Origin of the sequence: Pseudomonas sp. TKO26 (assembly GCF_003225665.1) — a bacterium.
GTDB lineage: Bacteria > Pseudomonadota > Gammaproteobacteria > Pseudomonadales > Pseudomonadaceae > Aquipseudomonas > Aquipseudomonas saponiphila.
Genome location: NZ_QKLN01000040.1, coordinates 86676 through 107878, shown reverse-complemented (window position 1 = coordinate 107878; position 21203 = coordinate 86676). Strand labels below are relative to the sequence as shown.

General features: G+C 63.2%; 21 protein-coding genes and 1 pseudogene. 11 read left to right on the top strand and 11 right to left on the bottom strand.

What is annotated here, in order from left to right; all coding sequences use genetic code 11:
• Positions 1 to 112 precede the first annotated feature (112 nt).
• A complete protein-coding gene (locus DNK59_RS29340) occupies positions 113 to 376 on the top strand; it encodes a DUF2790 domain-containing protein (protein WP_110725570.1) in 264 nt (87 codons plus the stop codon).
• A 52-nt stretch (positions 377 to 428) separates the two neighbouring features.
• Here the strand turns inward: DNK59_RS29340 and DNK59_RS29335 are convergent, their stop codons facing one another.
• A complete protein-coding gene (locus tag DNK59_RS29335) occupies positions 429 to 695 on the bottom strand; it encodes a DUF1652 domain-containing protein (RefSeq protein WP_110725569.1) in 267 nt (88 codons plus the stop codon).
• Positions 696 to 1019: 324 nt separating this feature from the next.
• Between DNK59_RS29335 and DNK59_RS29330 the strand changes: the two genes are divergently transcribed.
• Entirely contained in the window at positions 1020 to 1325 is a 306-nt protein-coding gene (locus tag DNK59_RS29330; protein ID WP_110725568.1) for an NIPSNAP family protein, read from the top strand.
• Positions 1326 to 1392: 67 nt separating this feature from the next.
• Here the strand turns inward: DNK59_RS29330 and ilvA are convergent.
• Positions 1393 to 2415, bottom strand: a pseudogene (gene ilvA / locus DNK59_RS29325) (threonine ammonia-lyase, biosynthetic); the annotation flags it as partial.
• A 344-nt stretch (positions 2416 to 2759) separates the two neighbouring features.
• Here ilvA and DNK59_RS29320 point away from each other — a divergent pair.
• Both DNK59_RS29320 and map read left to right on the top strand, forming a co-directional pair.
• Complete coding sequence (locus tag DNK59_RS29320) at positions 2760 to 2960, top strand: ParD-like family protein (protein ID WP_092314732.1); 201 nt, start codon at positions 2760 to 2762, stop codon at positions 2958 to 2960.
• Complete coding sequence (gene map / locus DNK59_RS29315; RefSeq protein ID WP_110725567.1) at positions 2957 to 3721, top strand: type I methionyl aminopeptidase; 765 nt, start codon at positions 2957 to 2959, stop codon at positions 3719 to 3721. The genes DNK59_RS29320 and map overlap by 4 nt, the downstream gene beginning before the upstream one ends.
• A 3-nt stretch (positions 3722 to 3724) precedes the next feature.
• Here the strand turns inward: map and DNK59_RS29310 are convergent, their stop codons facing one another.
• Together DNK59_RS29310 and DNK59_RS29305 are read right to left on the bottom strand one after the other, a co-directional pair.
• Positions 3725 to 4666 carry a magnesium transporter CorA family protein gene (locus tag DNK59_RS29310; protein ID WP_110725566.1) on the bottom strand — a complete coding sequence of 314 codons (942 nt, stop codon included), beginning with the start codon at positions 4664 to 4666 and terminating at the stop codon, positions 3725 to 3727.
• A 7-nt stretch (positions 4667 to 4673) separates the two neighbouring features.
• Positions 4674 to 6260, bottom strand: a complete 1587-nt coding sequence (locus DNK59_RS29305) for a RimK family protein (protein ID WP_110725565.1) — start codon at positions 6258 to 6260, stop codon at positions 4674 to 4676.
• A gap of 93 nt (positions 6261 to 6353) precedes the next feature.
• Here DNK59_RS29305 and DNK59_RS29300 point away from each other — a divergent pair, with 93 nt between their 5' ends.
• Complete coding sequence (locus DNK59_RS29300) at positions 6354 to 7457, top strand: GNAT family N-acetyltransferase/peptidase C39 family protein (RefSeq protein WP_110725564.1); 1104 nt, start codon at positions 6354 to 6356, stop codon at positions 7455 to 7457.
• 99 nt (positions 7458 to 7556) lie between these two features.
• On the opposite strand, the gene DNK59_RS29295 is transcribed toward DNK59_RS29300, so the two are convergent.
• From DNK59_RS29295 to lpxO, 3 genes are all read right to left on the bottom strand, one after another.
• Positions 7557 to 8708 carry a PQQ-dependent sugar dehydrogenase gene (locus tag DNK59_RS29295; protein ID WP_110725563.1) on the bottom strand — a complete coding sequence of 384 codons (1152 nt, stop codon included), beginning with the start codon at positions 8706 to 8708 and terminating at the stop codon, positions 7557 to 7559.
• Between the two features lie 74 nt (positions 8709 to 8782).
• The gene (locus DNK59_RS29290) at positions 8783 to 9163 is read right to left on the bottom strand and encodes a hypothetical protein (protein WP_110725562.1); all 381 of its coding nucleotides are present in this window, start codon (positions 9161 to 9163) and stop codon (positions 8783 to 8785) included.
• A 280-nt stretch (positions 9164 to 9443) separates the two neighbouring features.
• Complete coding sequence (gene lpxO, locus DNK59_RS29285) at positions 9444 to 10343, bottom strand: lipid A hydroxylase LpxO (protein WP_092314718.1); 900 nt, start codon at positions 10341 to 10343, stop codon at positions 9444 to 9446.
• A gap of 290 nt (positions 10344 to 10633) precedes the next feature.
• Here lpxO and DNK59_RS29280 point away from each other — a divergent pair, with 290 nt between their 5' ends.
• The 3 genes from DNK59_RS29280 (at position 10634) to DNK59_RS29270 (ending at position 14717) form a co-directional block, all read left to right on the top strand.
• The gene (locus DNK59_RS29280; RefSeq protein ID WP_371920326.1) at positions 10634 to 11437 is read left to right on the top strand and encodes an alpha/beta fold hydrolase; all 804 of its coding nucleotides are present in this window, start codon (positions 10634 to 10636) and stop codon (positions 11435 to 11437) included.
• Between the two features lie 249 nt (positions 11438 to 11686).
• Positions 11687 to 13273 carry an ABC-F family ATPase gene (locus DNK59_RS29275; protein WP_016965368.1) on the top strand — a complete coding sequence of 529 codons (1587 nt, stop codon included), beginning with the start codon at positions 11687 to 11689 and terminating at the stop codon, positions 13271 to 13273.
• A gap of 256 nt (positions 13274 to 13529) precedes the next feature.
• A complete protein-coding gene (locus tag DNK59_RS29270) occupies positions 13530 to 14717 on the top strand; it encodes an MFS transporter (RefSeq protein WP_110725560.1) in 1188 nt (395 codons plus the stop codon).
• A 1-nt stretch (position 14718) separates the two neighbouring features.
• On the opposite strand, the gene DNK59_RS29265 is transcribed toward DNK59_RS29270, so the two are convergent.
• Positions 14719 to 15756 (bottom strand): dienelactone hydrolase, encoded by a 1038-nt coding sequence (locus DNK59_RS29265; protein ID WP_110725559.1) that lies wholly within the window; start codon positions 15754 to 15756, stop codon positions 14719 to 14721.
• 264 nt (positions 15757 to 16020) lie between these two features.
• The gene (locus tag DNK59_RS29260) at positions 16021 to 16632 is read right to left on the bottom strand and encodes an FMN-dependent NADH-azoreductase (RefSeq protein ID WP_110725558.1); all 612 of its coding nucleotides are present in this window, start codon (positions 16630 to 16632) and stop codon (positions 16021 to 16023) included.
• 131 nt (positions 16633 to 16763) lie between these two features.
• Between DNK59_RS29260 and DNK59_RS29255 the strand changes: the two genes are divergently transcribed.
• Both DNK59_RS29255 and DNK59_RS29250 read left to right on the top strand, forming a co-directional pair.
• Positions 16764 to 17672 carry a LysR substrate-binding domain-containing protein gene (locus DNK59_RS29255; protein WP_092314708.1) on the top strand — a complete coding sequence of 303 codons (909 nt, stop codon included), beginning with the start codon at positions 16764 to 16766 and terminating at the stop codon, positions 17670 to 17672.
• The gene (locus DNK59_RS29250; protein WP_244168878.1) at positions 17669 to 18028 is read left to right on the top strand and encodes an MmcQ/YjbR family DNA-binding protein; all 360 of its coding nucleotides are present in this window, start codon (positions 17669 to 17671) and stop codon (positions 18026 to 18028) included. Before DNK59_RS29255 ends, DNK59_RS29250 begins: the two co-directional genes overlap by 4 nt.
• Here DNK59_RS29250 and DNK59_RS29245 read toward each other — a convergent pair.
• Complete coding sequence (locus tag DNK59_RS29245; protein ID WP_110725557.1) at positions 18025 to 18447, bottom strand: DUF1294 domain-containing protein; 423 nt, start codon at positions 18445 to 18447, stop codon at positions 18025 to 18027. The two genes, DNK59_RS29250 and DNK59_RS29245, sit on opposite strands and share 4 nt — an antisense overlap.
• Positions 18444 to 19274 carry an undecaprenyl-diphosphate phosphatase gene (locus DNK59_RS29240; RefSeq protein WP_110725556.1) on the bottom strand — a complete coding sequence of 277 codons (831 nt, stop codon included), beginning with the start codon at positions 19272 to 19274 and terminating at the stop codon, positions 18444 to 18446. Before DNK59_RS29240 ends, DNK59_RS29245 begins: the two co-directional genes overlap by 4 nt.
• A 294-nt stretch (positions 19275 to 19568) precedes the next feature.
• Here DNK59_RS29240 and DNK59_RS29235 point away from each other — a divergent pair, with 294 nt between their 5' ends.
• A complete protein-coding gene (locus DNK59_RS29235; RefSeq protein ID WP_110725598.1) occupies positions 19569 to 21203 on the top strand; it encodes a methyl-accepting chemotaxis protein in 1635 nt (544 codons plus the stop codon).

Genomic DNA, 21203 nt, shown 5'->3' with positions numbered 1-21203 from the left:
TCCTAAATAAGCACTCTATTTCGGAGCGCACTGGCCCGGAACGCTTTTAGGGCTTCGTGCAGCGGGTTCAGTCCTCGGGCTGAACCGTCACTGTCTGTAATGGAGAACCACTATGAACACACGCAAGCGCTTTGCCCTGGCCGCCCTGGCCCTGTACGGATTCACCGGCCTGGCCCAGGCCTCGGATGTCAATGTCGAAGTCGTGCCTTATCACTACGGCATGCGCCTGGACGTGGCCAAGGTCATCTCGATGACCGAGCCGCCGACCAGCCGCTGCGAGGTGGTGACCGCCAATATGCGCTACATCGACAAGGCGGGAGAACTGGCGGAAATCTCCTACCAGAAGCACGCTCACGCTTGCCTGTACGAAAACTGATGCAGCGTGGGGCAACCCAAGGGGCGGGCCTCGCTGAGCGTTGCGACCGCGCTCAATGGGCCCTGCGCTTGAGGCCTGGCAACCCGCCCGGGGCATTGGCCAGGTCGTAGCGCAACTCGGCGATCAGTTCGTTGATTTCCCGGCAGCCATTGAGCTGCGCAGCGTCAATGCCGCTGACCAACAGCTCGACACGGTCGGTTTCATGGTCGCCATAGACCTTGACCGTCATCGACAGGTCCGGGCTCAGGGTGCATTGGCAGCGTTTGGGCAGAAAGCTGCTCTCAATGATGTTGCGCAGTTCCAGGGCAGATAAAAACATGCTGAAGCTCTCCATCTGTTCAACACGACCAGTCAATGGGCGAATGCCTGCTGGTCGCGACGTCCGTGTTCGTTAGCGATTCTGGCTCAGGTCCGTTTTGTCCTTACAGACGAAGCCAAGTTACAGAGTAAGTCGCTTTGGCGACCTTGCTAAATTCGATTTCACTCTCAGTACCAGGGGCTTTGACTTTAAGCCGGCCATGGCAGGCGGTTGCGCTGGCGCTTTGCCGCCCCGCAGAATGCCCGGGGCGTCGTGTACGGGTTGATTGATCGCCTGACCCGATCACAACAACGCTGATCCTTCCCCTCGCCCGGAGTGCCTTCTTTGATTACCTGCCATGTCAAATACGTGATCGATCCCTACCAGTTGCCCGAGTTCGAAGCCTATTGCAAAGCCTGGATCGCGGTGGTCAGGCGTTTGGGCGGCACCCACCATGGCTATTTCCTGCCCTCGGAAGGCGCCAGCAACATTGCCTATTGCCTGTTCAGCTTCCCCTCCCTGGCCGATTACGAAGCCTATCGCCAGAACGCCCTCAGCGACCCGGACAGCGTGGCCCTGGTGGCGTCGGTGATGGAGAAGAAGTTCATCCTCAGTTACGAGCGCAGTTTCCTGCGCCCAGTGCTCTCGTAGGCGCCGGCGTTGCCCGCTCTGGCGGGCCTCTTCGCTGGGGAACCCGCGGCTAGGCCGGGATGCTGCTCAAGGCGGCGCGTTCGGCGACGTGGCGCAGGCTGTCGAAATTGATGTTGGCGCCAGAGTCGATGGCCACCAGGGTCTGGCCGCTGATGCCGCCCTGGGCCACGTACTGCTTGATCCCGGCCACCGCCAGGGCGCCGGACGGCTCGGTGATCGAGCGGGTGTCGTCGTAGATGTCCTTGATCGCGGCGCACAACTGGTCGTTGCTGACGCTGATCACCTGGTCCACATGATGCCGGCAGATCTGAAACCCATGCTCGCCGATCTGCGCCACCGCGACGCCATCGGCAAAGGTGCCCACTGCGGGCAAGACCACCCGCTCCCCCGCCGCCAGTGCCTGCTGCAGGCAGTTGGAATGTTCTGACTCGACACCGACGATGCGGATCTGCGGCTGCAGGTATTTGACGTAGGCGGCGATCCCGGCGATCAACCCGCCACCGCCCACCGGGACGAAGATCGCGTCCAGCGGCCCCGGGTGCTGGCGCAGGATCTCCATGGCCACGGTGCCCTGCCCGGCGATCACATGGGGGTCGTCAAAGGGCGAGACGAAGGTACTGCCGGTGTGCTGGGCCAGGCTCAGGGCGTGGGCCAGAGCAAAGGGAAAACTCTCGCCATGCAGAATCGCCTCGGCATCGCGGCTCTGCACCCCCAGCACCTTGAGTTCCGGAGTGCTGGCGGGCATCACGATGGTTGCCTTGATCCCCAGCTCCCGCGCGGCCAGGGCCACGCCCTGGGCATGGTTGCCGGCGGACGCGGTGATCACCCCCCGCTGCTTCTGCTCCGGGGTAAGTTGCGCCAGGCGGTTATAGGCGCCACGGATCTTGAAGGAAAAGGTCGGCTGCAGGTCCTCGCGCTTGAGCAGGATCTGGTTGCCCAGCCGTTGCGACAGCGCGGGCGCCGCCTGCAACGGCGTGCAGATCGCCAGGTCGTAGACCGGCGCGGCGAGGATCATCTTCACGTAGCGTTCCAGCAAGGCCATGTCGGCGCTGGGCAAAGGGGGGCTGGCAAGACGGCTGGGGTGATTCATGAGGGTGCTCCTGGCTGTGTTCGGAGCCCGGGAGACAGAGAGAAAAAACCCGCCTCCAGGGCGGGTTGGGTGCAGTCGTCAGCAAGCCCGCCAATCGGTAATGGCGGTAATAATGCTTGGCTGGGGACGATAGGCAGAAAAAGTCATGGACCGGGAACTAACCGCGCCTGCCCCTTGTGGTCAACGCTTTTCTCCGCGACTCACGCCCAGCACCAAAGCGCCCACCAGCTCACGGCTTGCCGCTTGCCGCTTGCCGCTTGCCGCTTGCCGCTTGCCGCTTGCCGCTTGCCGCTGATTATACGAAACATATACGATTCATATATTTGCTCAAGGGAGCCCCAAGCATGGGCATCGTCAAGATCTCCGATGAACTGCACCAGCAGATCCGCGTGGCCAGCACCGCCATGGATCGCTCGATCAACGCCCAGGCCGAGTTCTGGATCAAGATCGGCCTGCTGGCCGAGCTTAACCCGCACCTGGCCTACAACGACCTGATCAACAAGTTGTTGCTCAACAAGAGCGATCTGCTCAGGGGCCAGGCATGACCCAGGCACTGATCAAGACCCCGGAACAACTGGCGCTGATGCGCGAATCCGGGCGGCTGCTGGCCCAGGTATTCACCTTTCTCGACGGTTTTGTGGTCGCCGGCCTGTCGACCCTGGAGCTGGACAGCGCGGTGGAACACTTCATCCGCCACCAGCTCAAGGCGCGCCCGGCCAGCAAGGGCCAGTACAACTACCCCTTTTGCATCAACACCTCGATCAACGAGGTGGTGTGCCACGGCATGCCCGATGCCAAGGCCGTGCTCAAGGACGGCGACATCGTCAACATCGACATCACCCTGGAAAAGCACGGCTACATCGCCGACGCCAGCAAGATGTACCTGATCGGCGAGGTCGGCCCCAAGGCCCGGCGCCTGGTGGACACCACCTTCGAAGCCATGTGGGCGGCGATCAAGGTGGTGCGCCCCGGCGCTCGCCTCGGCGATATCGGCCATGCCATCCAGGCCCACGCCGAGGCCAAGGGCTACAGCGTGGTGCGCGAATACTGCGGCCACGGCATTGGCCGGCAGATGCACGAAGAGCCGCAGATCCTGCACTTCGGTCGCCCGGGCACCGGTCTGGAGTTGCGTGAGGGCATGGTCTTCACCATCGAACCCATGCTCAACCAGGGCAGCGCCCGGGTCCGCGGGCTCAAGGACGGCTGGACCGTGGTGACCCGCGACAACGGCCTGTCGGCCCAGTGGGAACACACGGTGGCGGTGACCCGCGATGGCTTCGAGGTGCTGACCCTGCAGCCGCAGTAAGACTCAACCGGCCCGGTGGCTGTGGCCGGTGAGCCGACGCAGCCCCAGGGACATGCCGGCCGCCGCCAGCAGCATGGCCAGCAGCAACAGCGAATAGGCGATCCACCACGGCGTGCCGGCGGTCATCATGCTGAACTCGGACATGCCGCCGATGCTGGCAATCAGGTTCAGCGGCAGGAACACCACGTTGATCAGCGTCAGCTTGCGCAACAGCTTGTTGGTGCTGTTGTTCATTAGGTTGCCCCGGGCGTCCATCAGCCCGGCAAACACCGTGGAGTAGATTTCCGCCTGCTTGTAACACTGGTTGTTCTCGATGATCAGGTCGTCGATCAGGCCAACCGCCTGCGGGCCGAAGCGCTCCTTTTCGGCGTGGTTGCGCAGCCGGGTCAGCAGCGCACCGTTGCTGTGCAGGGCATTGAGGTAATAGATCAGGCTCTCGCTCAGGTTGAACATCTGCATCAGGTGGCGGTTTTCCATCGAGCTGTTGAACTTGTGCTGCAGCTCCCTGGCCACCAGCTTGATCACCTTGAGGTGCCCCAGGTAGTGATGGATGTTGTTGAGCAACAGGTCCAGCAGCACATCCAGCGGGCTGTGCAGATGATGGCGCGCGCCCAGGCCCAGCAGTGGCGTGTCGTCGGGGGCGATCACCAGCAGCCGGTCGGGGCAGAACAGCAGGCCGCAGGACGACACTTCGAAGGACAGGCTGCCGCCACCGGAATAGTTTTCCGGACGCTTCCAGATCAGGAACAGGTAATCGGGATGGAATTCGATGCGCGACACTTCATCCGGGTCCAGCGCCGAGGCCAGGGCGTGCTCGTCGAGCTTGAAGGCGCTGTGCAACAGCTCGCGCTCCGCCAGGTCCGGGTTGCTGAACAGCATGACCTGCGCCTCCCCTGCCGGTACTGCCTGCAAGCTGCCCTGGGCCAGCCGATAGCTGTGGATCATCGCCGCCTCACCAGGCCTGGCCGCGACGCTTGAGCTCCAGGCGGCGGATGAATTCCTCCAGCACCAGGGAGTACAGATCGTCCTGCAGGTAGGCGTCCTCGATGCCGGCGTCGAGGTTGGGGTTGTCGTTGACCTCGATCACCACCACCTTGTCCCCGGACTGCTTGAGGTCGACCCCATACAGCCCGTCGCCGATCAGGTTGGCGGTCTTTACCGCCAGCTCCACCACTGCCCGCGGCGCTTCGTGGACCGCCAGGGTGCGGCACTCGCCGTTGATGTCCTGGCCCTTGGCCTTGTGGTTGTAGATCTGCCAGTGGCCCTTGGACATGAAGTACTGGCAGGCAAAGATCGGCTTGCGATTGAGCACGCCGATGCGCCAGTCGTACTCGGTGTAGAAGAATTCCTGGGCCAGCAGCAGCACCGAGTGCTCGAACAGTTCGGCGGTGGCCGCCAGCAGCGCCTGCTGGCTCTCGACCTTGATCACGCCCCGGGAGAAGCAGCCGTCGGGGATCTTCAGCACCAGGGGAAAGCCCAGGCGTTCGCCCACCCTCTCGAAATCCTCCGGTCGCTCCTTGTAGAGAATCTCGGTGGCGGGCATGCCCAGTTGGTGGCCCTTGAGCAGGTCCGTGAGATAGACCTTGTTGGTGCAGCGCAGGATCGAGGTCGGATCGTCCATTACCACCAATCCTTCGCTCTCGGCCTTCTTGGCGAAGCGATAGGTGTGGTTGTCGACGCTGGTGGTTTCGCGGATCAGCAACGCGTCGTATTCGGCCAGCCGCGAGTAGTCCTTCTTCTCGATCAGCTCCACGTCGATGCCCAGGCCCTTGCCGACCCGGATAAAACTCTCCAGCGCCCGGGCATTGGAAGGCGGCAGCGCTTCATGGGGATCGTGAAGTATCGCCAGGTCATAACGGGCCAGTTGCCGGGAACGCGGCACCCGCCAGACTTTGCGGCTGAAACTGTCCAGCGAGTTGGCAAACTGATCTTCCTGATCGTCGCGCAACTTGTGCAAGGCACCGCACTTCACGCCTTCGATATGCCAACTGTCGGTTCTCTTGAAATCAACTAACAGAATCGGACAGGGGAACAATTCAAACAGCTGGCGGGCCAACTCCTGCAATGGCTCGATATGCGTCTTGCCGAAGTAGAGGGTTAAAGTGAAGCCTTCGGTATCGCTGTAAAGATGATTGCTCAGGGCCTTTTCCAGGGTCTTGTCCAGGTCGTCCAGAGCCAACCCGTAAAGGGCCTTGCGGGTCAGTTCGCTGATCGTGCGCACCGAGGGAATCACCCGGTGGCCGCGGGCCTCGGCGAGCAACGAGCAATAGTAACCGTGCCCCAGGTACTTGTAGCTGCGGCACAGGTTGATCACCTGGATCCGTTTTCCCGGCACACTTTCGCGGCTCTGTTCGAGGTACTCCTGGGCCGTGAGAATGTCTTCACTGGGAAAGTAGGACGCCCAGTCTTCCTTGCGTTCGACAATGATGATGACTTGACTTGAAGTTCTGCCCAGTGGGGAAAAATAACTTGTCGAAGTGATTGTCGCCGGCAAACTTTGCTCGGATACTTCTCGCCAATGACCTTGTACCGCTGACATAAAGTTCGCTCTCGCTGAAGAACCTGACCCTTTCTATTAAGCACGAACTTTTTTTGAAGTCTCGTTTCGTTACGCAACTTTTACGGCGGTTATATGGATCTTGTCTTTCGCACTGCAACCCCCGACGATCTGCCGGCGCTGGTGGCCCTGGAACAGCAATGTTTCACCAGCGACCGGCTGACCCCGCGCAGCTTCCAGTGGATGATCAACCGCGCCCACGGCCAACTGCTGGTGGCCGAGCATCAGGCGCGGTTGCTGGGCTATGCCCTGGTGCTGTTTCATCGCGGCACCTCCCTGGCGCGCCTGTACTCCATCGCCATTGCCGAGGACGCCCGAGGGCTGGGCCTGGGCAAACGCCTGCTGCAACGGATCGAGGCCTGCGCCCTGGCCCATGACTGCGCCTACCTGCGCCTGGAGGTACGCACCGACAATCCGGCGGCGCTGGCCCTGTACGAACGCCATGGCTACCGGCGCTTTGCCCGGATCCACGACTACTACGAAGACCACGCCGATGCCCTGCGCCTGGAGAAACGCATCCTCCAGCACCGCGAAACCCGCAGCATCCGCGTGCCTTACTACCAGCAGACCACCGACTTCACCTGTGGTCCGGCCTGCCTGCTGATGGCCATGGCCGCGCTGCAAGCCTCGCGCCCCCTGGAACGGCGCGAGGAACTGCAGATCTGGCGCGAAGCCACCACGGTATTCATGACCTCGGGCCACGGTGGCTGCAGCCCCCAGGGCCTGGCGCTGGCTGCCTGGCGCCGGGGCTTTGCCGTGCGCCTGCAGGTCAACAGCGCCGGGCCGCTGTTTCTCAATGGCGTGCGTGACGAGCATAAAAAGGACGTCATGCGCCTGGTTCACGACGAGTTCTGCAGGGAACTGGACGCCAGCGAGGTGCAGCAGGTGCTGGGCGGACCGCTGGAGCTGGCCAAGCGCCTCAGTGAAGGCGGCCAGCCCCTGGTGCTGATCAGCAGCTATCGCCTGACCCGTTCCAAGGCCCCCCACTGGGTGATAGTCACCGACTGCGACGACGATTTCGTCTACCTGCACGATCCGGATGTGGACCACAGCCAGCACCGCCAGCCCATGGACTGCCAGCACTTGCCGGTGAGCCACGGCGAGTTCGACAAGATGTGCAGCTTCGGCAGCAGCAAGCTGCGGGCCGCGGTCATCCTCTCCTCGCGCGCCCAAGCGTAGGAACCGGCTTGCCGGCGAAGCGGCCCTTGAGCCTGGTGCTGTGCTCGCCGACGCTTTCGCGGGCAAGCCAGCTCCTACGGCTGTGGGTGTTGGGGCGGATTACTCCAGGCCGACCTTGTACAGCGCGCCCTGATCCTCGTCGGTGAGGATGTACAGATAACCGTCCGGCCCCTGGCGCACGTCGCGAATCCGCGCCTTGAGGTCCCCCAACAGACGCTCTTCATGGATGACTCGGTCGCCATCGAATTGCAGGCGGATCAGTTCACGGCCGGCCAGGGCGCCGATGAACAGGTTGTGCTGCCAGGGCTTGAAACGATCGGCGTCGTAGAAGGCCATGCCGCTGATGCCGGGAGACTTGTCCCAGACATGATGCGGGGCCAGGGTGCCCGGGACCGTCTGGCCCGTGGCCTCGGGAATCGGCTGGCCGGAATAGTCGACCCCGTGGGTCGCCAGGGGCCAGCCGTAGTTCTTGCCGCGCTCGATCAGGTTGATCTCGTCGCCGCCCTTGGGTCCGTGCTCGTTCTCCCACAGGGTGCCGCTCCAGGGATTGAGCGCCGCGCCCTGGGGGTTGCGGTGGCCGAAACTCCAGATCTCCGGTCGCACCCCGGGCTGGCCGACAAAGGGGTTGTCGTCCGGCACCCGGCCATCGGCATACAGACGCACGACCTTGCCCTGAAGCTTGTCCAGGTCTTGGGCGGTGGCCCGGTTGTTGTTCTCCCCCAGGGTGATGAACAGGTAGCCGTCGCGGTCGAACACCAGCCGAGAACCGAAGTGATTGCCGGTAGACAGCTTCGGCTCCTGGCGGAAGATCACCTGGAAATCCTTGAGCCCGCTCAGGTCATCGCGCAAGCGCCCGCGCCCCACGGCGGTGCCGGCAGTCCCGCCCTCGCCACCGCCCTCGGCGTAGGACAGGTACACCAGGCGGTCTTGCTTGAAGTCCGGCGACAGCGCCACGTCGAGCAAGCCGCCCTGGCCATTGGCCCAAACCTTGGGCACCCCGCTCAACGGAGCCGCAAGCTTGCCGTCCGGGCTCACCAGCCGCAGGTTGCCGGGACGTTCGGTGACCAGCATGCCCTGGCGATCGGGCAGGAATGCCAAGGCCCAGGGATGCTGCAGACCTTGCACCACCGGGGTCAGGCTGAGACTGCCCTGCTCACTGGCAAAGGACTGGGCACTGGCCGCCGCAGCGGGCAAGGCACTGCCCAGCAGAACACTGGCGCACAAGGTGGCGAAAAGGGTTTGACGCAACATGCTCGCTTCCTTCTATGGCTCAAGAGAATCCCTGGCGAACCGCGCGGCGGCGGCCGCCCATCCAGCAAGACAGCTCAGCGCCGGTTGCTGTTGTCGCTATCGTTGCTTCGGGGACTTTGCACCCGCGGATCGGGGTTTGGCCGCTGCACCCCGCCACGGGGATAGCCATTGCCGATACCGCCATTCTCCAGGCTAGGCGGCCGGCCAATGGGCGCGGTGCTGGGGCCGCGCACCGGCGGACTGGCGCTCCGGGTGCCCTGCATGCTGTTGGGATTGGCCCGGCGAATGGGGTTGCTGTAGGGATCGTTGTTGCCGCTGTTGGGCAGGTTTTGCGCCAGTTGCACGGAACCGGGCAGCGCTTTGAAAGGAGGCGTTTCAGGGCTGGCGGCCCAGACAGTGCCGCTGGCCCAAGCCAGCGTGATCAATGCGGCAAAGCCGCGAGCCAGACTGTTCATGACAAGCCTCCTGAGGAGCGACAAGGTATCGAATACGATTCCACGCTACGCCCAGGGTTCGGCTTTGTTAATTAAATAATCCTGCAGAACCTGTAACACCCGATGTCCGCGGCCCGCATGAGGCGCCGCTGTGTCGGGGCCGGCTGGCCGGCGAAGAGGCCGCTGAGCCCGGCATCGCCCAGGCCGGCGTCTTCGCTGGCAAGCCAGCGCCTACACAAGCCAGCCCCTACGCGGGCCCGCCTCCAGATGCAGGAGCAGGCCAAGAGGCGGGAGGAGCCAGTCAGATATAGATGAACAGCAGCAGCAAGGCGGCGAAGATCGCCCACTTTTCCAGGTAGTAGCGGGTGCGATTGCGCTTCTTCAGCTCCTTGCCCCGCAGGCGAATCTTGTACAGCTTGTTGAAGGCGCGGTTGAGGCCACCGGTCTTGTCCCCGGCATCGTTGGGCGAACCCGCAGCAGACATCACGGTGCGGCTGAACCAGCCATTGAACGCGGCGGCCCAGCGATACTTCATCGGTCGCTCGACATCGCAGAACAGAATGATGCGGTTCTGTTCGGTGGTGTTTTCCGCGTAGTGGATGTAAGTCTCGTCGAACATCACCGCTTCGCCGTCGCGCCAGTGATAGCGCTCACCGTCCACTTCGATGAAGCAGCCTTCGTTGTTCGGCGTGGACAGCCCCAGGTGATAGCGGTAGGACCCAGCATAGGGGTCGCGGTGGCGCACCAGGCGCGAACCCGGTGGCAGCTCGGCGAACATCGCCGCCTTGATCGAGCCGATGCTCTGCACCAGCTCGGTGGTGCGCGGGCACAGTTTCATCGCCGAAGGGTGGCTGTCGCCGTACCACTTCAGATAGAAGCGCTTCCAGCCGGTCTTGAAGAAGGAGTTGAAACCCACGTCGTTGTACTGGTCCGAGCGCTTGATCTCCCCGGCCTGCAGCAACTGCTGACCTTCGGCGCGGATCTCTTCCCAGTGTTCCTGCAGCTTGTTCATCTCGGGGAAGTCGGCCGGGTCCAGGTAGGGCCGGTTGGGAAACTTGGAGAACAGATAGAGGAAGCAGTTGATGGGCGCCAGGAAGGTCGAGTGATCGCTGAGTTGGCGTCCCAGTTTATGGCGCACGCGCCCCCGCAGGTGTACGTACGCAATGGATAAAACGTATGCAGCGGCAATGATGAGTTTCACGGAAATCGTCACACGTCAGAAGAGAACATGCTGCGCCCTGCGAGCCCGGTGGGCCAAAGGCAAATGGCAGCGTCTGAGTTGAAAAAAGCGTGATCGGCGAAGGTTTCCATCGCCGATCCGACCCTCGGCATCTGGCCGTCGGCTGGCATTTTAGCCACAGTTTGTAACCAAGGGTTAACTCAAATTTGTGAAAAGCTGCGCGACTTCTGTAGAAAATTGCGGGTATCGCGTGAGGTTTTGATTCAGCTCAACAAAACCCTCTGCAGCCCTCTGGCCTGCCCCTGCGGGCTGTGTCGAGCAGATGGCTGCGCTATGCTGCGCGCCGCCCACTTCCCTTCCACCCCGCAAGGACAGCGCCATTGATCGCCCTCACTGTTTCACCAACCCTGGTCCTGCTGCCGGGAATGGATGGCACCGGCACCCTGTTCGACCCGCTGCGCCAGGCCCTGGACCCGAGCCTGCCCGTGCAAGTGCTGGATTACCCCGCCGATCAGGTGCTGGACTACTGCGCATTGGTGGAACGGGTATGGCAACAACTGCCGACGGACCGCCCGTTCGTATTGCTGGGCGAGTCGTTTTCCGGCCCGGTGGCGGTGAGCATTGCCGCCCGGCGTCCGGCAGGACTGCTGGGCCTGGTGCTGTGCTGCAGTTTCGTGCGCAACCCACGGCCGGCGCTGGCGCCCCTGGCGCCGCTGCTTGGACTGTTGCCCATGGGGCGCTTGCCTTTCTGGCCGATGGATGCCCTGCTGCTCGGCGGTTTTTCCACGCCATCGCTGCGCCAGGCACTGGCGGCCGCCATTGCCCAGGTGGCGCCGCGCGTCTTGCAGGCCCGGCTGCAAGCGGTGATCGCGGTGGACGCGCGCCGGGCCCTGAGGGAAACCTCGGTGCCGGTGTCATACCTGCGGGCCTCCCGCGATCGGCTGGTGCCCGCCTCGGCGGCGGCCCTGGTCAGGCAGTTGCGCCCGGATGCGCGCCTGGTGGACATCGACGGTCCCCACTGCCTGCTCCAGGCCGCGCCGCGAGAGGCCGCCGCGCAGCTGCAGGCCTTTATCCAAACGCTGATTCCTGCCTGCAACGGGGCCGGCGACCACTGAGCATCGCCCTCCCAGGCTAAATTCCCTACCCGAGCGTCATACAACTGCTCGTTTACATATGCGACAATGCGCACAAATTCCAACACGCACCCCGCACTTTTTGCTCAGCAACCCGGCCCTGGCGCCGGAATGTTGCGCTCGACGTACGCCCGCTGGCTCAGCTCCACACTCAGACCGGCCCGACCTGGAAGGCTCCAGATCGCGCTTTGTGGATTCAAGGTCGGCGCTAAATCACTGGTAGGTAAGTAATTGATCTCCACAGCTAACATCACCATGCAGTTCGGCGCCAAGCCACTGTTCGAGAACGTTTCGGTCAAGTTCAACGGTGGCAACCGTTACGGTCTGATCGGCGCCAACGGTTGCGGCAAGTCGACCTTCATGAAAATCCTCGGCGGCGACCTTGAGCCGTCCGGCGGCCAGGTCATGCTGGAACCCAACGTGCGCCTGGGTAAGCTGCGCCAGGACCAGTTCGCCTACGAAGAATTCACCGTGATCGACACCGTGATCATGGGTCACGAGGAGCTGTGGAAGGTCAAGGCCGAGCGCGATCGCATCTACTCGCTGCCGGAAATGACCGAAGAAGACGGCATGGCCGTGGCCGAGCTGGAAACCGAGTTCGCCGAGATGGACGGCTACACCGCCGAATCCCGCGCCGGCGAACTGCTGCTGGGCCTGGGCATTCCCCTGGAACAGCATTTCGGCCCGATGACCGAAGTCGCTCCAGGCTGGAAACTGCGGGTGCTGCTGGCCCAGGCGCTGTTCTCCGATCCGGAAGTGCTGCTGCTGGACGAACCGACCAACCACCTGGACATCAACACCATCCGCTGGCTGGAAAACATCCTCACGGCGCGTAACAGCACCATGATCATCATTTCCCACGACCGGCACTTCCTTAACAGTGTCTGCACCCACATGGCCGACCTGGACTACGGCGAGCTGCGCCTGTTCCCGGGCAACTACGACGAGTACATGATCGCCGCGACCCAGTCCCGCGAGCAGCTGCTGTCGGACAACGCCAAGAAAAAGGCCCAGATCGCCGAACTGCAGACCTTCGTCAGCCGCTTCTCGGCCAACGCCTCGAAAGCCAAGCAGGCCACTTCCCGGGCCAAGCAGATCGACAAGATCCAGCTGGCCGAAGTCAAGCCGTCGAGCCGGGTCAGCCCGTTCATCCGCTTCGAACAGACCAAGAAGCTGCACCGCCAGGCGGTGACCCTGGAGCGCATGTCCAAGGGCTTCGATGGCAAGACCCTGTTCCAGAACTTCAGCTTCACCGTCGAAGCCGGCGAGCGCGTGGCGATCATCGGCCCCAACGGTATCGGCAAGACCACCCTGCTGCGCACCCTGGTGGGCGAGCTGACCCCGGACGCCGGTTCGGTGAAATGGACTGAAAGCGCGGAAATCGGCTACTACGCCCAGGACCACGCCCACGACTTCGAAGACGACGTCAGCCTGTTCGACTGGATGGGCCAGTGGACCCAGGGCGAGCAGATGATCCGTGGCACCCTGGGCCGCATGCTGTTCTCCAACGACGAGATCCTCAAGTCGGTGAAGGTGATCTCCGGTGGTGAGCAAGGTCGCATGCTGTTCGGCAAACTGATCCTGCAAAAGCCCAACGTGCTGGTGATGGACGAACCGACCAACCACCTGGACATGGAATCCATCGAGGCTTTGAACCTGGCCCTGGAAAACTACCCAGGCACCCTGATCTTCGTCAGCCACGACCGTGAGTTCGTCTCGTCCCTGGCCACTCGCATCATCGAGCTGAGCCCGAGCGGCGTGACCGACTTCAGCGGTACCTACGACGACTACCTGCGCAGCCAGGGCGTGATGTTCTAAAGGCAGCGGCAAGCTGTAAGCGGCAAGAAGAAAGCCCCGTCCGATGTGACGGGGCTTTTTTGTATGCACACTCCCCTCTCGTAGGAGCCGGCTTGAACTGGCGAAAAGGCCCTTGAGTCGGCATTGCCCCTGAGAACGCCTTCGCTGGCAAGCCAGCTCCTACGAGGCGGAGGGGAAAGATCGTTAGCCTGCTTCCTTTTATAATCGCGCCACGCGATGATGCGGATCTCTAACCGCCGCACGCGAACGAGCCTTCATGCCAGAGCCACAAAGCCCCGCTCAAAGCTCCATGGCGATCACCCTGCAGATCGTTGCCATCGTTTTCTATACCTTCATTGCGTTTCTCTGCATCGGCCTGCCAATCGCGGTGCTGCCGGGCTATGTGCATGAACAGCTGGGTTTCAGTGCTCTGATTGCCGGGTTGGTCATAGGCGCCCAGTACCTGGCCACCCTGCTCAGCCGGCCCATGGCCGGGCGCCTGTCGGACACCGTGGGCACCAAGCGTTCGATCATCTACGGCTTGCTGGGGATTTTGCTCAGCGGCCTGCTGACCCTGGGTTCGGTGCTGCTGCAAGACTGGCCGCTGGCAAGCCTGAGCGTGCTGCTGGGGGGACGCCTGCTGCTGGGCGTGGCCCAGGGCCTGATCGGGGTCGGCACCATCAGTTGGTGCATGGGACAGGTGGGCGCGGAGCACACCGCACGCTCGATTTCCTGGAACGGCATCGCCTCCTATGGCGCCATCGCCATGGGGGCGCCGCTGGGGGTGGCAATGGTCCAGCAGTTCGGGTTCGCCAGCCTGGGGATCGCCCTGTCGCTGTTGGCGGTACTGGCGCTGCTGCTGATCCGCAACAAACCCTCGGTGCCGGTGATTCGCGGTGAACGCCTGGCCTTCTGGGCGGTGTTCGGACGCATTGCCCCGTTCGGGACCAGCCTGTGCCTGGCCTCCATCGGCTACGGCACGCTGACCACCTTTATCACCCTGTTCTACCTGAGTCGTGGCTGGACCGGCGCAGCCTATTGCCTGACGGTGTTCGGGGTGTGCTTCATCTGTGCGCGACTGCTGTTCATCTCCAGCATCAGCCGGGTTGGCGGCTTTGCCGCAGCCATTGCCTGCATGTGCATCGAGACTATTGGGCTGGTCCTGCTTTGGCTGGCGCCGTCCGCTGCCTGGGCGCTGGTGGGCGCCGGACTGGCCGGCTGCGGCCTGTCGCTGGTGTACCCGGCCCTGGGGGTGGAAGCCATCAAGCAAGTGCCCAACAGCAGCCGCGGTGCCGGCCTGAGCGCCTATGCGGTGTTCTTCGATCTGGCCCTGGCGATTGCCGGGCCGCTGATGGGCGCCGTGGCGCTGAACCTGGGGTATGCCTGGATCTTCTTCTGCGCCGCCCTGCTGTCACTCGCCGGCCTGGGCCTGACCCTGCTGCTCAAGCGCCGGGCCGACGGCTGAGTCACTGGTCGGCGGTCTGCATCCCGGCCCGGCTTGGGCGGCCGAGGGTATCGGCAAAAAAGCGACCGGCTTCGGCAATCAGGTTGCGATGAATGTCTTCGCGATCTACACCGTCGGCGTCGGTGCACAGGGCCGGCATGGCCGCCAACTGCTCGGCGGTGCACGGCGCCATGAACACGAAGTGCCCGGCGCCGGCCAGCAGCTTGAAGTCCGGAGCCACCGGCAGCTTGCGTGCCAGGGCCGCGGCATTCTTGTCCAGGGCCACCAGCTGGTCGCCATCGCCGCTGTAGAGCAGCACAGGCACATGCACCCCGGCCAGGGTGTGGCGGCCGAACTTCAGGCTCAGGGGCGCCATCAGCATCAGCGCATGCACTCGCGGATCGGCCACTGGCTGCAGGTCGTCGCGGTCGACGATCAGCTCGCCCCGGGTATTGCAGGCATCGCGATCATCGGGGCGTTCCTGGCAGTAGCGCCGCAGGCGATCCAGATCGGGCGTGGCGCCGGAGAGGATCAAGGCCGTCTCGCCGCCAGCGGAATAGCCAATCACCCCGACCTGGTCGGCATTGACGAAGGGCGACAGCATCGGATCGCCCAGGGTGGCTGTAATGGCTTCGGAAATCTGGATCGGCCGCCCATAGAGATTGCTCAAGGTGCCCAGGCGGCTGTGGTCCTTGGAGTTGTCACCGGGATGAATCACCGCCACCACCACGAAGCCCTTGCGCGCCAGGGAAGTGGCCAGGTCGTGCAGGGCCAGGGGCGTACCGGTGTTGCCGTGGGACAGCATCAGCATGGGAAAGCGGCCGATGGCGATCTTGGCATCCCGCGAGGCGGCGATTTTGTAGCCTTCGAGCGCACTGGCGTGCTCGACGCCGGTGGAAGGATAAAAGGCGATGGCGCGCATCGGCTGCAGGTCCAGGGGATCGAGAAAGCTCATCTCATGGAAACCGACGCTCCAGTGCGGATGTGGCCCAGGGGCGGCTTGCACCGATATCAGGCTGCCGAGCAGGCAGATCAGTAACACTGCACCAAGACGTTTCATGACACGCCCACCTTTGCCGCTGGATCGAGAAAGCGCTTTGCCTCTGCTATCCCTTGCCGCCAAGGCCTTGCAGCGAGATCGGCCCAGCACTCGGAATGCACAGCGCGCAAGTATCACTGCGCTGATCATCAAACGTGCATAACCTGGGCCAGAAACACTGAAAACCACCAATAAAAAAACTCCGTATCCTGATCACTTCAAACAGTGATCAGAATACAGAGTCTAGTGCCGCCTGCCGTGCAGGAAAGCGTCTTTACACAAGTCTTACGCGGCGGCGAAAAGTTGCTCGCTGATCTGCGCCTGGGCATCGCTGAGGGCTTTGCTGCGCACTTCTTCGCCGTAGGCCAGGCCGTGGGCACGGACGAACTCGATGTCGGTGATGCCGAGGAAACCGAACAGCAGCTTGAGGTAATCCTCGTGGGCAACCCCTGTGGCCTGGCCCGCATGCAGGCCGCCGGCAGTGGAAACCACTATCACTTTCTTGCCACCGCACAGGCCCTGCGGGCCGGCTTCGGTGTAGCGGAAAGTCTGGCCGGCCACGGCAATCCGGTCGATCCAGGCCTTGAGCTGGGTGGGAATGGTGAAGTTGTACATGGGCGCGGCGATCACCACGGCATCGGCAGCCTGGAACTCGGCCAGGGCCTGGGCGCTGAGCTGGGCTTCGTGCTGCTGCGCGGCGTCGCGCAGTTCGGCGGCGGTGCCGGCGGCCACCAGGGTGGCGGCGGAGAAATGGCTGATGGCGTCCGCGGCCAGGTCGCGGTAGGTCACTGTCACGTCAGGCTGGGCGGCTTTCCAGGCCTGGACCACGCTGTGGCTCAGCTGGCGGGAGGCCGAGTTGTCACCAAGGATGCTGGAATCGATATGCAAGAGTTTCATCTGGGATCTCCAAGTGAGGACCGCCACTGGGCGATCAGATGTGGGCAATCCTACAGATGAATTCAATAGCTGATTAGCCGCTATAAATGCGATAGTTCGTCCCATCAGCAGGACAATCGAGCCCTCCTCTCATGCAAGACCTCAACGATCTGTATTACTTCGCCAAGGTGGTGGAAGCCGGTGGCTTCGCCGCTGCCGGGCGTGTGCTGGGCATCCCCAAGTCGCGGCTGTCGCGGCGCATCGCCGAACTCGAAGAGCGGCTCAAGGCCCGGTTGCTGCAACGCACCACCCGCCAGCTCAAGCTCACCGCCGTGGGCGAGCGTTACTTGCGCCATTGCCAGGCGATGTTGCTGGAAGCGGAAATGGCCGACGAAGCCGTGGCCAGCATGGCCAGCGAACCCCGAGGACGCCTGCGGGTGTCGAGTCCGGTGGGGCTGGCCCATGAGTTGCTGACACCGCTGGTCAGCAGCTACCTGCAGAAATACCCCCAGGTGCAGCTGGAGATGCTCTTGCTCAACCGCCGTGTCGACCTGGTGACCGAAGGCATCGACGTGGCCCTGCGGGTGCGTGAACACGGTGACGAAGATCCGCTACTGGTGACCCGTCGCCTGCGCCGCGCGCAAACCGCAATAGTCGCCAGTCCCGACTTCCTCAAGGAGCACCCGGTGCAGCATCCGCAAGACCTGCGGCAGGTGCCTATCCTCGGCGCCCTGGAGGCCGATCGGCTGGTGCACCTGCGGCTGCTGGACCAACAGGGCAACACCTGCGACCTGGCCCTGGAAGCGCGCCTGGGCAACGACGACTTCATCATGCGGCGCGCCTGTGCCCTCGCCGGCCTGGGCTGCACTGTCCTGCCGATGCTGTATTGCGAGGCCGAACTGGCCAGCGGCCAACTGGTGCAGATGCTGCCGCAATGGTCATTGCCTGGCGGCTGGCTGCAGGCGGTGTATCCTCACCGCCGCGGTGTATTGCCGGCCGTGCGGGCCTGGATCGAGCACCTGAGCGAATCCTTCGAAGGCTGTGGAGAAAGACTGCTGTGAATGACGCAATCCTCACTGAACAACAAGTGGCGCAATTCTGCCTGGACCTGCCCGGAGCGCGAGAGGATTACAAATGGGGCGGTGTGCGCGTGTTCTCGATTGCCGGCAGCAAGATGTTCGCCCTGCAGAACCTGCGGGGCAGCTCCCTGGCCTTCAAGGTCGACCAGGAGCTGTTTCTCGGCCATGTCGACCGTCCGGGTATTGCCCCGGCGCCCTATCTGGCGCGGGCGCACTGGATCATCATGCAGACGCCCTACCCCCTGGGTGCCGAAGAACTCCGGGCACTGCTGCAACGCTCCCATCAACTGGTGGTGGGCAAGTTGCCCAAGCGGGCGCAGGTCGGGCTGCTGCTCTAGAACAGGCTCAGCAGGCTGTTTTCCAGGAACAGCCGGTCGATCCAGTAGACCTGATGCAAGGCCACAATCAGCCAGAACAAGGTCTGATAGGACAGCTTGCGGGTCTTGTGCCGCAACAGTTGCTGGGCCAGCAAGGCCCCGGGCCAGCCGCCGGCCAGCTCCAGGGCGTGCAGCACATTCTCCGGAATCCGCCGGCCCTCGGCCCGGGCCTGACGCTTGTCGTGCCAGTAACACAGGAACGTCAGCAGGCTGACCGCGCCGTAGGCCACCAGGGGCACGATCGAGATCCCGCGCCACCACAACGACAGCGAACCGAACAACGGCAAGGCACACAGCAGGACCAGCACCAGCAGCTTGAACCTCAGGTGGCGAATGCGCGCAGCGCCGCCCGGCTGCGCTGCGTGGCCGGAACTCTTCACGACTTGACCGCCGTCCAGTCGACCCAGCCGAACTGCCAGGTCGCCAGGATCAGCAGGCCGAAGGCGATACGGTACCAGGCGAATGCCGCATAGCTGTGGCTGGCAATGAACTTCAGCAGCCCCTTGACCGCAATCATGGCGAAGATGAAGGCGGTGACGAAGCCGATGGCGAACACCGGAAAGTCGTCGGGCTGGAACAGGTGCCGGTACTTGTAGCCCGAATACACCGCGGCCCCGACCATGGTGGGCATGGCCAGGAAGAACGAAAACTCGGTAGCGGTCTTGCGCGACAGGCCGAACAGCAGGCCGCCGATGATGGTCGAGCCAGAGCGCGAAGTCCCGGGGATCATCGCCAGGCACTGGGCACAGCCGACTTTCAGTGCGTCCTTCCAGGTGATCTCGTCCACGCTTTCGGCGTGCACCCGATGCTCGCGCCGCTCGGCCCAGAGCATGATGATCCCGCCGATCACCAGGGCCGTGGCCACGGTGATGGGATTGAACAGATAGGCGTGGATCAGGTCGGCGAAGATCACCCCCAGCACCACCGCCGGGAAGAAGGCGATCAGCAGGTTGACCGTGAAGCGCTGGGCCTTGGGCTGGCTCGGCAAGCCGATCACTACCTCCAGGATCTTGCGCCGGAACTCCCAGACCACGGCCAGGATTGCGCCCAGCTGAATGATGATGTTGAAGGCCATCGCCCGCTCGCCACCAAAGTCGAGCAGGTCAGCGACAATAATCTGGTGTCCGGTACTGCTGATGGGCAAGAACTCGGTCAGCCCTTCGACAATCCCGAGTATCAATGCCTGTGCGGCGCTCCAAAGATCCATCAATCCCCCATAAGGCAATGCTCCAGGCATGCCTCTTTTTTAAGTAGTCGATTCAAGCAATGCGCTCGGCGCAGGTGAAATTTTCCCGGCCGCAAGTTCAACACAAGCCCATGAAAATTCTGTGAAAAAGGCAGAAAGGTTCAGGTTTTGCGCGAAGACGCCGAAATCCTAGCAGACAGGCGCAAAATACACCGCGATGTTATTGGACTTCCGTAGGGTAGGCGCTCGAAGGCTGGCGTGCTTGGATGCTCACGGCCTTTCATGACAAGTACAAGAACCAGGAGTGACCGGATGATGAATAGCTTGCGCAAGATGTCCATCAGTCAGCGTTTGTGGCTGATCCTGATCGTGGCGGTGCTGACCCTGGTGACCCTGGGCGTGATGATGCTCGGGCAGATTCACGGTGACCTGTACCGGGCCAAGGCGCAGAAAACCCAGCATGTGGTACAGACCGCCGCCGGGGTGCTCAATTATTACCAGGGCCTGGAGGCCGCCGGCAGCCTGAGCCGCGAACAGGCGCAGCAACAGGCGCTGCAAGCCATCCGCGGCTTGCGCTACAACCAGAACGACTACTTCTGGATCAACGACCTGACGCCGGTGATGATCATGCACCCGGCCAACCCCAAGCTCGACGGACAGAACCTGGCGGCAGTCAAGGATCCGGACGGCTTCGAGGTGTTCAACGAAATGGTCGCCCTGGCCAAGGCCAAGGGCGCCGGCATGGTGGATTACCGCTGGCCCAAGCCCGGGGCCGAGCAGCCAGTGCAGAAGACCTCCTATATACAGCTGTTCCAGCCCTGGGGCTGGATCATCGGTTCCGGGGTGTACATCGACGACCTGCAGCAGGAGTTCTATGCCCAGGTCCTGCAGGCCTCTTCGATTGGCCTGGTGATCGCCCTGTTGATGACCGTCCTGGTGGTGCTGATCGCGCGCAGCATCGTCAGCCCGCTGCGCGAGACGGTGCATGCCATGGCCAACATCGCCAGCGGTGAAAGCGACCTGACCCGGAGCCTGGATACCCACGGCCAGGACGAAGTCACCGAGCTGGCCCGGCACTTCAATGGCTTCACCGCCAAGCTGCGCGGGGTGGTCACCCAGTTGCAGTCCAGCGCTGCGGCCCTGGAGCAGTCATCCAGCGAACTGGGCAGCAACGCCAGCGAGGCCCAGGAACGCAGTCAGCAGCAGTCCCAGCAGATGGAGCAGGTGGCCGCGGCCATCAGCCAGGTCACCAGCGGCGTGCAGGATGTGGCCAGGAACGCCGAGCACGCGGCCAGCGAAGTGCGCGAAGCCGAAGCCCAGGCCCAGCAGGGCCAGCTGAACATCGACGGCAGCCTGCAGCAGATCGATCAGCTGTCCACGACCATCGACCAGGCCGTGGAAGTGATCCGCACCCTGGCGACGGAAAGCACCCAGATCGGCAGCGTGCTGGAGGTGATCCGCTCCATCGCCGAGCAGACCAACCTGCTGGCCCTGAACGCCGCCATCGAAGCCGCACGGGCCGGGGAGCAGGGCCGGGGCTTTGCCGTGGTGGCCGATGAAGTGCGCCTGCTGGCGCAGCGCACCCAGCAGTCCACCGCGGAAATCCAGGGCATGATCGAACGCCTGCAGAGTCACTCCGAAGCCGCGGTCAAGGTCATCGGCGACAGCAGCCGGGCCTCGCAGTCGACCATCGAACAGGCCGGGCTGGCCGGCACCAGCCTCAACGCCATCGGCCAGGCCTTGCGCACCCTCAACGGCCTGAATGCCTCGATCGCCAGCGCCACCCTGCAACAGGCCCATGTGGTGGAGGACATCAACCACAACGTCGGGCAGGCGGCGGGCCTGTCCCAGGGCACGGCACTGGCCGCCCAGCACTCCAGCGCCGCCAGCCGGCACCTCAAGGAACTCTCGGAGCAGCTCAACGGCCTGCTGCGCCAGTTCCGCGTCTAG

Bases quoted from the DNA above. Each gene is read 5' to 3' on its own strand.
- DNK59_RS29340 (WP_110725570.1), top strand. From the start codon at position 113: ATGAACACACGCAAGCGCTTTGCCCTGGCCGCCCTGGCCCTGTACGGA.
- DNK59_RS29335 (WP_110725569.1), bottom strand. From the start codon at position 695: ATGTTTTTATCTGCCCTGGAACTGCGCAACATCATTGAGAGCAGCTTT.
- DNK59_RS29320 (WP_092314732.1), top strand. From the start codon at position 2,760: ATGGGCATCGTCAAGATCTCCGATGAACTGCACCAGCAGATCCGCGTG.
- map (WP_110725567.1), top strand. From the start codon at position 2,957: ATGACCCAGGCACTGATCAAGACCCCGGAACAACTGGCGCTGATGCGC.
- DNK59_RS29310 (WP_110725566.1), bottom strand. From the start codon at position 4,666: ATGATCCACAGCTATCGGCTGGCCCAGGGCAGCTTGCAGGCAGTACCG.
- DNK59_RS29305 (WP_110725565.1), bottom strand. From the start codon at position 6,260: ATGTCAGCGGTACAAGGTCATTGGCGAGAAGTATCCGAGCAAAGTTTG.
- DNK59_RS29300 (WP_110725564.1), top strand. From the start codon at position 6,354: ATGGATCTTGTCTTTCGCACTGCAACCCCCGACGATCTGCCGGCGCTG.
- DNK59_RS29295 (WP_110725563.1), bottom strand. From the start codon at position 8,708: ATGTTGCGTCAAACCCTTTTCGCCACCTTGTGCGCCAGTGTTCTGCTG.
- DNK59_RS29290 (WP_110725562.1), bottom strand. From the start codon at position 9,163: ATGAACAGTCTGGCTCGCGGCTTTGCCGCATTGATCACGCTGGCTTGG.
- DNK59_RS29270 (WP_110725560.1), top strand. From the start codon at position 13,530: ATGCCAGAGCCACAAAGCCCCGCTCAAAGCTCCATGGCGATCACCCTG.
- DNK59_RS29265 (WP_110725559.1), bottom strand. From the start codon at position 15,756: ATGAAACGTCTTGGTGCAGTGTTACTGATCTGCCTGCTCGGCAGCCTG.
- DNK59_RS29260 (WP_110725558.1), bottom strand. From the start codon at position 16,632: ATGAAACTCTTGCATATCGATTCCAGCATCCTTGGTGACAACTCGGCC.
- DNK59_RS29255 (WP_092314708.1), top strand. From the start codon at position 16,764: ATGCAAGACCTCAACGATCTGTATTACTTCGCCAAGGTGGTGGAAGCC.
- DNK59_RS29240 (WP_110725556.1), bottom strand. From the start codon at position 19,274: ATGGATCTTTGGAGCGCCGCACAGGCATTGATACTCGGGATTGTCGAA.
- DNK59_RS29235 (WP_110725598.1), top strand. From the start codon at position 19,569: ATGAATAGCTTGCGCAAGATGTCCATCAGTCAGCGTTTGTGGCTGATC.